Source organism: Mesorhizobium sp. WSM4840 (genome assembly GCF_055811755.1).
The window spans coordinates 175915-189654 of sequence record NZ_JBVVQD010000010.1; the positions used below are offsets into that span (position 1 = coordinate 175915).

The 13740-nt window shown below is 63.4% G+C and carries 13 protein-coding genes; 11 read left to right on the plus strand and 2 right to left on the minus strand.

The genetic code is table 11. The features are described from left to right. The first annotated feature begins 82 nt into the window (after positions 1-82). The 8 genes from AC0L3I_RS16000 (at position 83) to AC0L3I_RS16035 (ending at position 8873) form a co-directional block, all read left to right on the plus strand. Complete coding sequence (locus AC0L3I_RS16000; protein WP_473486156.1) at positions 83-670, plus strand: amino acid synthesis family protein; 588 nt, start codon at positions 83-85, stop codon at positions 668-670. Further along, complete coding sequence (locus AC0L3I_RS16005) at positions 663-2471, plus strand: alpha/beta fold hydrolase (RefSeq protein WP_473527502.1); 1809 nt, start codon at positions 663-665, stop codon at positions 2469-2471. Before AC0L3I_RS16000 ends, AC0L3I_RS16005 begins: the two co-directional genes overlap by 8 nt. Further along, entirely contained in the window at positions 2468-3520 is a 1053-nt protein-coding gene (locus AC0L3I_RS16010) for an LLM class flavin-dependent oxidoreductase (protein ID WP_473527503.1), read from the plus strand. Before AC0L3I_RS16005 ends, AC0L3I_RS16010 begins: the two co-directional genes overlap by 4 nt. Further along, positions 3517-4995: an aldehyde dehydrogenase gene (locus AC0L3I_RS16015; protein WP_473527504.1), complete on the plus strand. Its 1479-nt coding sequence runs from the start codon at positions 3517-3519 to the stop codon at positions 4993-4995. Before AC0L3I_RS16010 ends, AC0L3I_RS16015 begins: the two co-directional genes overlap by 4 nt. A 66-nt stretch (positions 4996-5061) precedes the next feature. After that, entirely contained in the window at positions 5062-6066 is a 1005-nt protein-coding gene (locus AC0L3I_RS16020) for an ABC transporter substrate-binding protein (protein ID WP_473527505.1), read from the plus strand. Between the two features lie 68 nt (positions 6067-6134). Then, a complete protein-coding gene (locus tag AC0L3I_RS16025; protein ID WP_473527506.1) occupies positions 6135-6995 on the plus strand; it encodes an ABC transporter permease in 861 nt (286 codons plus the stop codon). Between the two features lies 1 nt (position 6996). Continuing rightward, positions 6997-7797, plus strand: a complete 801-nt coding sequence (locus tag AC0L3I_RS16030; RefSeq protein ID WP_473527507.1) for an ABC transporter permease — start codon at positions 6997-6999, stop codon at positions 7795-7797. Further along, positions 7794-8873 (plus strand): ABC transporter ATP-binding protein, encoded by a 1080-nt coding sequence (locus AC0L3I_RS16035; protein WP_473527508.1) that lies wholly within the window; start codon positions 7794-7796, stop codon positions 8871-8873. The genes AC0L3I_RS16030 and AC0L3I_RS16035 overlap by 4 nt, the downstream gene beginning before the upstream one ends. Before the next feature lie 17 nt (positions 8874-8890). On the opposite strand, the gene AC0L3I_RS16040 is transcribed toward AC0L3I_RS16035, so the two are convergent. Beyond that, positions 8891-9379 carry a cupin domain-containing protein gene (locus AC0L3I_RS16040; protein WP_473527509.1) on the minus strand — a complete coding sequence of 163 codons (489 nt, stop codon included), beginning with the start codon at positions 9377-9379 and terminating at the stop codon, positions 8891-8893. Between the two features lie 80 nt (positions 9380-9459). On the opposite strand from AC0L3I_RS16040, the gene AC0L3I_RS16045 reads away from it, so the two are divergent. From AC0L3I_RS16045 to AC0L3I_RS16055, 3 genes are all read left to right on the plus strand, one after another. Beyond that, positions 9460-10398, plus strand: coding sequence for a LysR family transcriptional regulator (locus tag AC0L3I_RS16045; RefSeq protein ID WP_473527510.1), 939 nt, complete (start codon positions 9460-9462; stop codon positions 10396-10398). Positions 10399-10710: 312 nt separating this feature from the next. Continuing rightward, a complete protein-coding gene (locus tag AC0L3I_RS16050; RefSeq protein WP_473527511.1) occupies positions 10711-11607 on the plus strand; it encodes an arginase family protein in 897 nt (298 codons plus the stop codon). A gap of 298 nt (positions 11608-11905) precedes the next feature. After that, on the plus strand, positions 11906-12805 hold the full coding sequence (locus AC0L3I_RS16055; RefSeq protein WP_473486168.1) for a proline iminopeptidase-family hydrolase: 900 nt from the start codon (positions 11906-11908) through the stop codon (positions 12803-12805). A gap of 63 nt (positions 12806-12868) precedes the next feature. Here the strand turns inward: AC0L3I_RS16055 and AC0L3I_RS16060 are convergent, their stop codons facing one another. After that, on the minus strand, positions 12869-13729 hold the full coding sequence (locus AC0L3I_RS16060; protein ID WP_473486169.1) for an alpha/beta hydrolase: 861 nt from the start codon (positions 13727-13729) through the stop codon (positions 12869-12871). Positions 13730-13740: the final 11 nt, after the last annotated feature.

Below are 13740 nucleotides of genomic sequence, written 5' to 3' on the forward strand. Positions count from 1 at the left end.
CAATAGTATGGTATACCATAAGATTGTCGAGGCAAAAGGAACTTTTCCGGATGTCTCAGCCCGATCGACCACAGAGGATTCGATGAAGCCGGCCATCCGAAAGATCGTCACCTATGTCGAGAACACGCTGATTGAAGGCGGCAAGGCAGCCCCGCGGCCGCTGCGCCTGATCGGCGTGGCGGCAGTGCTCGACAATCCCTGGGCCGGGCGCGGTTTCACTGAGGACCTTTCTCCCGAGATCCGCACCTATGCGCCGGTTTTGGGAGAGATGCTGACCCGTGAAATCCTCGCGGTCGCGGGATCCGGCGAAGCGATCGAAGGCTACGGCAAGGCCGCAATCTGCGGCACATCAGGCGAGATCGAGCATGCCTCGGCGCTCATCCATACGCTGCATTTCGGCAACCACTATCGGCGTGCCGTCGGCGCCAAGACCTATCTTGCCTTCACCAATCTGCGCGGCGGGCCGAACACGCCGATCATGATCCCGCTCATGGACAAGAACGACGAAGGCCGACGTTCGCACTACCTGACTGTGCATTTCCAGATCGGCGACGCGCCGGCGCCGGACGAATTGGTGGTGGCGCTCGGCGCCTCGATCGGCGGGCGACCGCATCATCGCATCGGCGACCGCTACCAGGATCTCAAGGAGGTCGGCGACCTGCATGGCTGATCTGGCGGACCGTGGCTGGCATCGCGGAACGGCGCCTGACGGCACCGGCTTCATCCGTGCCGGATCCGGCGCGCCGGTCCTCCTCATCCACGGCGTCGGCATGAACGCGGCGATCTGGGCACCCCAGATCGAGCTGATGAAAAACAGATGGGATGTCATCGCGATCGACATCCTGGGACACGGCCAGTCGCCGTTGCCGCCCGAGGCCGCCAGCCTCGCCGACTATGCCGGACAGGCAATCCGGCTTCTAGATCACCTTGGCCTGGATACCGTCTCGATCGTTGGCCATTCAATGGGGGCGCTGGTCGGGCAGGAAATCGCTCTCAACGCACCCGAACGGGTCCGCCGCATGGTGTCGCTCAACGCGGTCTTTCGCCGCCCGGCGGACCTTGCGCAGGCGGTGCGCGAACGCGCCGCCGAATTGAACGGCGCGGAAAACCCGTCGGGGACGGACGCAACGATCGCGCGCTGGTTCGGCAACCCCGTCCCCGACAGCCTGGCCGAGGCCGCAAGGACAACGCGCGCGGCACTGCAAAGCGTCAACTGCGAAGGCTATGCGCGCACATATCGACTTTTCGCCCATGCCGATGCGGCGCATGGCGATCGTCTTCCCGGTCTCGCGATGCCGGCCCTGTTCATGACCGGCTCGCAGGACAGGAATTCCTCGCCTGCGATGTCGGCGGCGATGGCGCGCCTCGCGCCGCGCGGTCGCTGCGTCGTTCTGGAGGGCGAACGACATATGATGGCCGTTGCCTCGCCTGACGTGGTCACACGGCGCATTGTCGATTTTCTCGAGAGCAACGACGGCGCAAGCGCATCGGCGCGACCGGCGATGGACACAGCCTTCGACGCGGGCGAATTCAGGCGGGCGCTCGGTTCCTTCCTGACCGGCGTTACCATCGTCACCGCGATCGGGCCGGAAGGAGAGCCTCGAGGCTTCACCGCCAATTCGTTTACATCCGTTTCGCTCGATCCGCCGCTTGTTCTGGTCTGCATCGCCAAGAAAGCGCTGGGCCATCCGGTGTTTTCGACCTCGAAGTGCTTTGCCGTCAACGTGCTCTCGGAGGAACAGCGAGCCGCATCCGGCGTCTTCGCTTCGAAATCGCAGGACAAGTTCTCGGCTGTCGAGTGGCGCTTCGGCCCGACCGGCAGTCCGCTGCTCGCTGGATCGGCGGCTACGTTCGACTGTGACATGGAGCAGCTGGTCGACGCCGGCGACCATTCGATCCTCATCGGCCGCGTTCGCGAATTCTCCCACAATTCATCGCAGCCCCTCGGCTATTGCCGTGGGGCGTATGTCTCGCCCGGTCTCAGCCAGGAAGCGCTGGCGGCCGCGCCTCCGGACATGGAAGTCGGCGCCATCCTCGAAGATGAAGGCCGCGTGCTGTTCTTCGAAACCGCCGACGGCTTTTTCGAACTGCCGGCGGGCCGAGGGCTCGGAACGCCCGGCGACACGCGAAGCCTTAGGGGATGCCTCGCTGCGAAAGCTGTCGACGCCCATCTCGGATTCCTGTTTGCGGTCTGGGACGACGCCGCAAACCCATCGCGAACACATGTCTACTACCGCGGCACGGTGGACGCGCCCCACTCCAGCGATGGCCAGGTCCGGCTCGTCGACATCGACAGGATTGCCGGGCTGAACATCGCCGACGCTGCTGTGCGCTCGATGCTCGCCCGCTATGTTCGCGAATGTCGGGAGGATGCTTTTGGAGTCTATGTCGGCAACGAGGTCGAAGGTGAAGTCCGTCCGCTCGCCGAGCCGGTATCCATGAACACTTCTAATCCGGGTCAACAGATATGAAGTTCTCGCTCTTCGTCCATATGGAACGCTCGGACCCGGCAAAGCCGCATGCCGAGCTCATCTCCGAGCTTGAGGAACTGGTCCTGATGGCCGAGGCGGCAGGCTTCGAGACGGCCTGGATCGGCGAACACCACGGCATGGAGTTCACCATCTCGCCAAACCCGTTCATCAACATCGCCTATCTCGGCGCCAGGACGAAGCGCATCCGGCTCGGCACAGGAACGGTCATCGCGCCGTTCTGGCATCCGATCAAGCTCGCCGGCGAGGCAGCAATGACCGATGTCGTCACGGGCGGCCGGCTCGACATCGGCATCGCGCGCGGCGCCTACAGCTATGAATACCAGCGCCTGTTCCCTGGGCTCGACGCCTGGGGCGCGGGCCAGCGCATGCGCGAGATCATCCCCGCTATCAAGGGCCTCTGGGAAGGCGATTTCGAGATGTCCGGCGAATTCTGGTCGTTTCCCTCGACCACCTCGTCGCCCAAGCCGGTGCAAAAACCGCACCCGCCGATCTGGGTGGCGGCGCGCGATTCGAACTCGCACGACTTCGCCGTGTCCAACGGCTGCAACGTCCAGGTGACGCCGCTCGCCTCGGGCGATGATGAAGTAACCAGCCTGATGGAGCGCTTCAACGCGGCGTGCGCGGCGCATCCCGACATGGCCCGCCCCGAGATCATGCTGCTGATGCACACATTCGTTGCAGAAGACGCCGCCGATGCGGAACAGCTGACGAAGGACCTGTCGCTGTTCTACTGCCAGTTCGGCGCGTGGTTCCAGAACAAGAAGCCTGTTCGCCAAGGCATATTGGAAGCGCTCACCGGCGACGAGATCGCGGCCATGCCGCAATACACGCCGGACAAGATCCGACAGAACCTGGTCATCGGCGAGGCCGAAGAGGTGATCAGCCGGCTAAAGGCATATGAGGCGCTCGGCTACGACCAATATTCGATCTGGATCGACAGCGGTCTACCGCACGAGCGCAAGAAGAAGTCGCTGCAGCTGTTTGTCGACAAGGTGATGTCGGCCTTCGGGCATGGGAGGCCGCAATGACCCTTGTGGCCTTCAGCAACTTCATAGATGGAGCGTTCGATACGCCGACGGCCACCTTCGAAAGCATCGATCCGTCCACCGGAGCGCCCTGGGCGACGATGCCCGCTGCAACCGAAGCCGATGTCGACCGCGCCGTCGAAGCGGCGCACCGGACTTTGCACTCCGCCGCGTGGGCATCGCTGACGGCGACGGCGCGAGGCAACCTGCTGGTGCGCCTCGGTGACCTGGTCGTCGCCAATGCCGGCCGCCTGGCCGAACTGGAAACGCGCGACACCGGCAAGATCATCCGCGAGACCCGCGCCCAGATCGCCTATGTCGGCGACTATTACCGCTACTATGGCGGGCTTGCCGACAAGCATGAAGGCTCGCATCTGCCCATCGACAAGGCCGATATGGACGTCACTATCAGGCGCGAGCCGATCGGCGTCGTCGCTGCCGTCGTGCCGTGGAATTCGCAGCTCTTCCTTTCGGCGGTCAAGCTCGGCCCGGCATTGGCCGCCGGCTGCACGGTCGTCTTGAAAGCCTCGGAGGACGGCCCAGCACCGCTGCTGGCCTTCGCCGAACTCGTTCACGAGGCCGGATTTCCCGCCGGAAGCGTCAACATACTGACCGGGTTCGGGCACGATTGCGGCCGGCGCCTGACAAGTCATCCGCTGGTTTCACGCGTCGCCTTCACCGGCGGACCTTCGACCGCTCGCGCTATCGTCCGCAACACAGCGGAAAATCTCGCCTATACGACGCTGGAGCTGGGCGGGAAAAGTCCCGTTGTCGTTTTCGCCGACGCAGACCTGGACAGTGCGGCCAACGCGGTCGTGGCCGGGATTTTTGCGGCGTCTGGACAAAGCTGCGTCGCCGGCTCGCGGCTGCTAGTCGAGCGTTCGATAAAAGCCGAGTTCCTGGACAGGCTGAAGCACAAGGCCGAGGCCATCAAAATTGGTGATCCGCAGGATCCGGCCACCGAAATGGGACCGCTGGCAACGCCACGCCAGCGGGAATGGATCGAGAAGATCGTTGCCGAGAGCCTCGCCAATGGCGGGACGCTGGTCACCGGCGGAAAAAGGCCCGACGACGATCATCCGCACGGCTTCTACTACGCACCGACCATCATCGATGCCGAGGATTCAGCGCTGCCCTGCGTGCGGGAGGAATTGTTCGGTCCGGTGCTCAGCGTTCTCGCCTTCGACACGGAAGCCGAAGCACTGGCGCTTGCCAACGATACGCCGTTCGGCCTGGCCTCAGGCGTGTTCACCACCAATCTCGCCAGGGCGCACCGCATGGCGCGCGACATCCATGCCGGCGTTGTCTGGGTCAACACATACCGCGCGGTTTCGCCGCTCGTGCCGTTCGGCGGCTATGGTCAGTCGGGGCTCGGCCGTGAGGGCGGACTTGATGCCATCCGCGATTACACGCGCTCGAAATCCGTCTGGATACGGATATCCGACGAGCCAATCCCGGACCCGTTCGTCATGCGATGAGGGCAGCGTCAATCGCGCAATTTCATAAAAAAACAAGAAACCAAGCAACCAACAGAGGAGAATGACATGAAACTGATTTTGACCGGCATCCTGGCCGGACTCTTGGCAGCCACTGCCGCGCATGCCGATGAAATGGTGTTCACCAGCTGGGGCGGAACCACCCAGGAGGCGCAGACCAAATCCTGGGCTGCTCCGTTCGAAGCGAGTTCCGGCATCAAGGTCCTGCAGGACGGCCCGACGGACTACGGCAAGCTGAAGGCCATGGTGGAAGGCGGCAGCGTCGCCTGGGATGTCGTCGATGTCGAAATGGATTTCGCCATCAAAGCGGCCAAGGACGGCCTGCTGGAGCCGATCGATTTCAATGTTGTGCCGAAAGCCGATCTCGATCCTCGCTTCACCACCGAGCATGCGGTCGGCAGCTTCTACTACTCCTTCGTTCTTGCCTGGAACAAAGGGGCGGTGTCGGGCGAGCCAACCGGCTGGGCCGACATGTTCGACCTGACGAAATTTCCCGGCAAACGCACGTTTTACAAATGGTCGGCACCGGGCGTCATCGAGATCGCGCTGCTGGCCGACGGCGTGCCGGCAGACAAGCTCTATCCGCTCGACCTCGACCGGGCGTTCAAGAAACTCGACACGATCAAGTCGGAAATCGTCTGGTGGGACAGCGGCGCGCAGTCGCAGCAGCTGATCGCCTCCGGTGAGGCGGCCTTCGGGCAGCTCTGGAACGGGCGAGTCTTCGCCCTCCAGCAGGACGGCGCCGATGTCGGGGCATCCTGGAAACAGAACATGACTGCCGCCGACGTACTCGTCATCCCCAAGGGTTCGAAGAACAAGGCGAGCGCGATGAAATTCCTAGCCACAGCGACAAGCGCGAAAAGCCAGGCAATGTTTGCTGAAGCAAGCGGCTACGCACCCATCAACACGGCAGCCAAGGCCGAAATGCCGGCCGATGTCGTCAAGTCGTTGCCGGACGCCTATGTCGACGGGCAGATCAACCTCGACATGAACTACTGGGCTGAAAACCGCGACGCGATCGCGGAGCGTTGGTACGCCTGGCAGGCCAAATAGCCGCTGACTTCACCCATGAACCGGCGGGACGCTGCAAGGCGTCCCGCCTGAGCTGCCGGGTCATCGCCATGTCGAGCAATTTGCTTCATCGACCATCAATCCTCCGAAGGCCAGATGGCATCGGCGGCGCCCTGCCGGCGCTGACCCTCATCACCCTGTTCTTCGTGGTGCCGGTCGTCGCGTTGCTGTTGCGAAGCGTAACCGAACCCGTACCAGGCCTGCAGAACTACGCAATCCTGGTTGGCGACGGCACCTATGCGCGGGTCTTCTTCAACACCTTTCTGGTGGCCACCGTCGTTACCGCCGTCACCGTCATCGTGGCGTTTCCTGTCGCCTGGATGCTGGCGATCATGCCGCCCGCCCTCGGCTCGATCGTCTTCGGCATCATCATCCTGTCGATGTGGACCAATCTGCTCACCCGGACCTATGCCTGGATGGTGCTGCTTCAACGCACCGGCGTCATCAACCGGACGCTGATGGATATTGGCCTGATCAGCGAGCCGCTGCCGCTGATCAACAACCTGACCGGCGTCACCATCGGCATGGTCTACATCATGCTGCCCTTCATGATACTGCCACTGGTCGGAACCCTGCGCGCCATTGATCCGATGACGCTGCGCGCCGCCGCTCTGTGCGGTGCGAGCCCCTTCGACGCCTTCCGCCGCATTCTGCTGCCATTGTCGCTTCCGGGAATCGCTGCAGGCGGCCTGATGGTTTTCGTCATGTCGCTCGGCTATTTCGTGACGCCCACCCTGCTCGGCGGCACCTCCAACATGATGCTCGCCGCAATGATCGGCCAGATGATCCAGTCCTTGCTCAACTGGGGGCTCGGAAGCGCGGCGGCTTTCATCCTGCTTTTGGTCACCATGGCGCTCTATGCGCTGCAACTGCGTCTCGTCGGCGCCAAGCGCATGACAGGAGGCATCTGAGATGCTGCTCGACTACGACCGGCTGGGCTGGCTGCGCGCAGCACTTCTGGGTTTCACCGGCCTGGTTGCCGCGTTTCTGCTGCTGCCGGTGGTTTTCATCGTGCTGCTGTCGTTCGGATCATCGCGGTGGCTAGCTTTTCCGCCGCCCGGCTGGACGCTGAAATGGTATGAGGAGCTCTTCGCCGATCCGGCCTGGCTCGAAGCGGCGCTGACCAGCGCGCGCATTGCCACTATGGCCGCGATTCTCGCCGTCGTCATCGGGCTCCTGGCTTCTTTCGCCCTGGTCAGGGGACAGTTTCGCGGGCGCAACACGCTTCGCGGCCTGCTGCTGACGCCAATGGTGCTGCCGGTCGTCGTCTTCGCCATCGCCATCTATGCATTCTTCCTGCGGATCGGGCTCGGCGGCACCACGGCAGGTTTCGTCATCGCCCACACAGTCCTGGCACTGCCCTTCGCCATCATACCCATCACCGCGGCACTCGAAGGTTTTGACAAATCCATCGAGGATGCGGCGATCGTCTGCGGCGCAAGCCCATTCGAGGCAAAGGTCCGGGTCACCTTGCCGGCGATCAAGATCGGGATCCTCTCGGCGGCGATCTTCGCCTTTCTCGCCTCATGGGACGAGGTGGTGGTCGCGATCTTCATGGCCAGTCCCACCTTGCAGACCTTACCGGTCAAGATCTGGGGCAGCCTGCGCCAGGATCTGAGCCCGGTCATCGCAGCGGCATCCAGCCTTCTCGTTCTCCTGACGCTGAGCCTGATGATCGTAACCGCACTCATTCGGCGGAAATTGTCGAAATGATAGAACCGTTCCTCTCCATTCGCGACCTGCGCAAGGCGTTCGGCAGCTTCGTCGCCGTGCACGATGTCACGATCGATATACCCAAGGGCGAGTTCCTGACCTTTCTCGGCCCTTCCGGCTCCGGCAAGTCGACGACGCTCTACGCGGTCGCCGGCTTTCAGCAGCCGACATCCGGCAACGTTCTTCTCAAGGGCAGGTCGCTGCTGTCGGTACCGTCGCACAAACGCAATATCGGCATGGTGTTCCAGCGCTACACGCTGTTCCAGCATCTCACCGTCGCCGAGAACGTCGCCTTTCCGTTGCGCGTGCGCCGCCGGCCGGATGCCGAGGTGAAACGAAAAGTCGCCGAGATGCTGTCGCTGGTGCGGCTGGAGAGTTTCGGCGGCCGATATCCTGGCGCGCTTTCCGGCGGACAGCAGCAGCGCGTGGCGCTTGCCCGGGCGCTGGCCTACGATCCGCCGATCCTTCTGATGGACGAGCCGCTTTCGGCGCTCGACAAGAAGCTGCGCGAGGAAATCCAGGCCGAGATACGGCGCATCCACCGCGAAACCGGCGTAACGATCCTGTACGTCACCCACGATCAGGACGAGGCGCTGCATCTTTCGGATCGCATCGCGCTGTTTCGGGACGGACGCATCGAGCAGATCGGCACCGGTGAGGACCTCTATCTGAGACCTGCGAGCGAATTCGTGGCCAGCTTCATCGGAAATTCCAATTTCCTGCCGGCAGAGCATCTTGAAACCGTCAACGGCTCCGCCACGATCCGCCTGGCCGATGGCTCGGTCGTCTCTGGCGTCAGGATCGATCAGGACTTCAGCCATGGCCAGAAGACCCGGCTGATGGTGCGGCCGGAAGCGTTTCGGCTGAAACCCGGCCCGGCCACTGCCGGGCTTGCGGTCGAGTTCATCGACACCGCCTTCTTCGGCGAGCGGCGGCGCGTCATCGCGCGCACGGCCGCCGGCCAGGAGATCGACGTCAGGCCGACATCCGACATGGCAGGAGCACAGGAAGGTAGCGCCTCGAGCAGACAGCAGATTTTTTTCGAGCCCGCCGCCGCATTTCTGTTTCCAGCCTGACAGACGACAGTTTGATCTCAGCGCGGCGGATCAGCCGGCGGCTCGATGGTGACTCCGTATTTGGCGGCGATGGCCACGAGCTTTCCCATTTCCGGTATGCCGGCAGCGGTCGCGGCATCCAATTCTGCAAACATCTGATCAAGGCCGCAACTCGGCGCGCAAAGGACGAGCACGCGGGCCGGCTTGTCGCCGAAATTGCGGATGGCATGGCGCCGGCCGCGTGCGCCGAAGAAGAAGCCGCCGGGCACAACGCGATGGGGCGCGGAGTCGCCCTCGAATTCGATGACGAGTTCGCCGCTCAGCACATAGAAGGCTTCATCCTCACGGGCATGGGTGTGCGGTGGTACTCCCGCGCCCGGCGGAACCACGGACTCCCAAAGCGAGAAGGACCCGGCGGTCTCGGCGCCGGTGGCTTTGTAGATATGGGTGATGCCCAGAACGTTGAGCGTCGAGCCGGCCGCCGGCTCGCGAACGAACGCTTCGGCTGCTGTTGCTTTGGCATCCATCGTCGATCTCCTTCGTGGTTCGGGTCGCTCACCAAGAGATAGGCCGTTCTCGTCCGTCGATTAGCCGGAATTCTATGGACATGCCGTCCGGATTTCAGGACAATCCGATGATGGACCCGCTCGATGGCATCGCGGCGTTCGCTCGCGTCGTGGACAGCGGCAGTTTCTCGGCTGCGGCTCATCGGCTCGGACTCTCCAAATCCGCCGTCAGCGCCCATGTGCAGCGGCTCGAACAGCGCCTGGGCATTCGCCTCCTCAACCGCACCACGCGTCGGCTGTCGATGACCGAAGCGGGCGCAGCCTACTACCGCCACTGCGCCCGGATTCTCGCCGAAGCTGAAGCGGCGGAACAAGAGGCGAGCGCGCTGCAGCGCGAACCGCGCGGCACGCTTCGCATATCGGCGCCCGACAGCTTCGGCTGGATGCATGTGGCGCCGGCCGTCCCGGAGTTCCTGAGGCGCTATCCGGAGCTTTCCGTCGACATTGCCTTGAGCCCGGCGCATGTGAGCCTGGTCGATGAGGGGCTCGATCTGGCGATCCGTATCGGCGTGCTCCAGGATTCGCCGCTTGTCGTGCGCAAGCTCGCGCCATCCCGGCTCGTCGCCTGTGCTGCGCCCGCCTATCTCACCAAGCATGGAGTGCCGCACGAGCCGGGCGATCTTGCCAAGCACAACTGCCTCTGCACCAGCCTTTTGCCTTGGGGCGATGAATGGCGCCTTGCCGGCAAAATTGGCGAGGTGCAGGTGGCCGTGGGCGGCAACTTTCGCAGCAATAATTCGGAGATGCTGCGCGTTGCGGCGCTTGACGGCATCGGCGTCGCCCTACTGCCCACATGGGCGGTGGCGGAGCCGCTGCGTACTGGCGCGCTGCGACGCGTGCTGGATGCCTGGGAGCCTCCAGCCAGCACGATTTATGCCGTCTATCCCAGCAACAGGCTCATGTCGATGAAGGTCCGTGCCTTCGTCGACCACCTTGCGCGATGCATAGGGCGCACGCCGTATTGGGACGAAGGCCTTTGAGAGGAGCGCCCGTTTTGGATCGTTTTTGAGCTACGGCAATCCATTGATCCAGCCGCGCAACTGAATGCCGTAACAACCGTCTCCCATCGGTCAGAAAACTTGCGATCTAGACTTCAACAGGGAATTTGGGCGGCGGCTTGAAATTTCCCCGGTTTCGCCCAGGTACCGAGGGTTACGCCGGCTGCGAAGTGAGTCTTTTGGCTGCAAAAGCGTCGCTTATAGGGCCATCAAACCGGCAGCCCCGCAGCGCTCAGTTAGCGGAGGCCGCCGGCGTTGCGCCGGTCTTCTCACTCGCGATAGCTGGAGCATCTGATGCCGACCCGCCCCTATGCCATCCTTGAAGCGCCGTCCGCACTGGGTCTGGCGACCGACGGCGTGGAGCGCTTGCCTGGTCGGCTGCTGGAACTGGGCCTCGCCGAACGCATCCATGCGCGCCATGCCGGGCGGCTGGCGGTCCCGCCGAAAGACCCGAAGCCCGACCCTGCCACCCTAACGCTGAATGCCAACGCGATCGCGGCGTGGTCGCCCAAGCTCGCCGACGCCGTGGAGGAGGTGCTGGACGCTGGCGAATTCCCGGTGGTGCTGGGCGGCGACTGTACGATCTTGCTGGGTCCGATGCTCGCGCTGCGCCGGCGCGGTCCCTACGGCCTGTGCTTTATCGACGGCCACGCCGACTTCTTCCAGCCCGAGGCCGAGCCCAACAGCGAAGGCGCGTCGATGGACCTGGCCTTCGTCACCGGCTACGGGCCGGCGCTGCTGACCGACCTGGAGGGCCGCCGCCCGTTGGTTCGCTCCGAGGACGCTGTCGCCTTCGCATTTCGCGACCACGAAGACCAGGCCGAGTTCGGCAGCCGGCCTTTGCCAGCGGAGCTCATGGCCTACGATCTCCACGCAGTCCGCCGCCTGGGCGTCGAAGCCGCCGCCCGTGCGGCCGTTGACCACCTGACGCGGGCGGAACTCGACGGCTTTTTCATCCATCTCGACGCCGATTGTCTCGACGATGCGATCATGCCGGCGGTCGATTTCCGCGTACCGGGCGGGCTGTCGTGGGACGAACTGTCGGCGGCGCTCCGGATCATCCTGGCGAGCGGAAAGGCGGTCGGACTCGAGGTCACCATCTACAATCCGCGCCTTGACGAGGACGGCAGCGCCGGCCATGGCCTTGCTGATGTCCTGGCCGCAGCTCTCGGCACAGCCGCGCCCGCTTAAGCGGACGGGAGCTAGCGGCTATCGGGTGGCGTTGAAGCGCCACATGCAACCACTTGTCCGCCGAACGAGAACCCCGCGCCTTGTCCGCCGCCTGGATGATGGCAAGCAACCAGGCGACCGTTTCGAGCCGGAGCATTGAGGCTCTCCACCTGACGGCCACCGCCCCCCGACAGGGCAAACCTATAAATAGTGCTAGCTGTAAATGCGCCGGGCCGCTTAGTACCGTTCGGCCGCAAACAAGGCTTGGGAGGGTCCGTCACTTTGGTCCCTGCCGCGCCATGACGCAGAGCTTGGAACTGTGACGGCACATGCGACCACCGAAGGATTTAGCGACTACCGGGATTACCGCACCTGGTATCGCGTAATCGGAGATCTCAACTCGGGCAAGCTGCCTTTGGTCGTCGCTCACGGCGGGCCGGGTTGCACCCATGACTATGTCGATTCATTCAAGGAGTTGGCCGATACCGGGCGGGCCGTCATCCACTACGATCAGATCGGCAACGGCAAATCGACCCATCTCCCCGACAAGGGCGGCGACTTCTGGACCGTCGATTTCTTCCTGGGCGAACTCGATGCGCTGCTCACTCACATTGGCGTAGCCGACCGTTACGCCCTGCTCGGCCAATCCTGGGGCGGCATACTCTCGGCCGAACATGCCGTGCGACGCCCCGCCGGGCTCAAGGCATTGATCCTGGCCAATTCGCTGGCCTCAATGGCGCTATGGGTGGAAGGCGCGCTGCAATTGCGCGCCGGGCTGCCGGCCGATGTGCAAAGTGCGCTTGACCGGCACGAGGCAGCCGGAACCACCGGTCACCCGGACTATGTTGCGGCAACCAAGGCCTTCTATGACCGCCACGTCTGCCGTGTCCTTCCGACGCCGCCGGAAGTAGCCCGGACATTCGCGGCAATCGAGGAGGATCCGACGGTTTATCATACCATGAACGGACCCAATGAATTCCACGTGATCGGCACCATGCGGAACTGGACCATCGTCGAGCGCCTGCATCTGATCGAGGCGCCAACCCTGGCGTTCCGCGGATTTTACGACGAAGCGACCGAGGCCTGCGTCCAGCCCTTTCTCGATCATATTCCCGACGTCGAAGGCATGGTCTTCCCGAATTCCAGCCACATGCCGCATGTCGAGGAGAAGGACGACTGCCTCGCCGCCGTCGGACGCTTTGTGGCCAAATACGATTGAGGTCCGCGCCCCACAGCAGCCTGTCTTTGCACAAGCTTATCGTGCAGGGCCTGGCCATTGCATTCATCCTGATGCGTTCCGTCGTTCCTTGAGCGCCTGGGCCAGGAAATCCTTGACCGGATCGAGAACCGCGTCCCGTTCGTGGGCTACCCCGGGCAGCAAATCAAAGCGCACCCGCACACCCGCTTCCTCGAAAGATCGACACAACGTCCCGAGGCGTTCCGGCCGCGTCCGTCCGGCATCGTTGGCGCCCGGCATCCAATGGGTGCTGCCCTGGACATGCGTGATTTCCCAGGTCTCCAGGTCGGCATCGCCAACGATCATCTGGACCGGCACTTTTGCCAGCGCTGGGGCATCGAAGGTGATGCCGAACTTCTCCGGCAGGTCGCGAATGCCCACCCACCAATCCCGCGCGGGATCGAGCAAGGTCACAGAGCCCGGCGCGCCGATCGACGCCGCCCATAGCCTATCGGGATGGAGGATGGCGAAGCGGTGGGTGAATTGCCCGCCGCCGGAAAATCCGAACATGGCGAAGCGGGTCCAGTCCTGACGGTATTTCGCCACGACTTCCTCTATTATGGCGAGCAGCACCTGATCGTAGCGGATGTCGCCCTCGATCATGTATTTGTATCCGCTGCGGGCGTCGTCGCCGAGAACGCCCATTGGAAACACCGGGCACAAGATGGCGCAGTCGTTCCAGCGTCCGAACTCGGCGAACGCGTCGCGGAAACCCAGGAACGAGGTGCGGCCAGTGCCGTGGACGGCCACCAGCAGGTCGACTTGGGCGCCTTCCCTAACCGCGGGCGGTACATACAGACAATAATGGAAGCGTGGGTCTGATTTGGAAGCAAAGATGGCGGTCGCGCCAAGATCGTATGTAGCGCGACCGCGATCCGCAACGGACCCCCTGGTGATGTTCGTCAACTCTACACCTC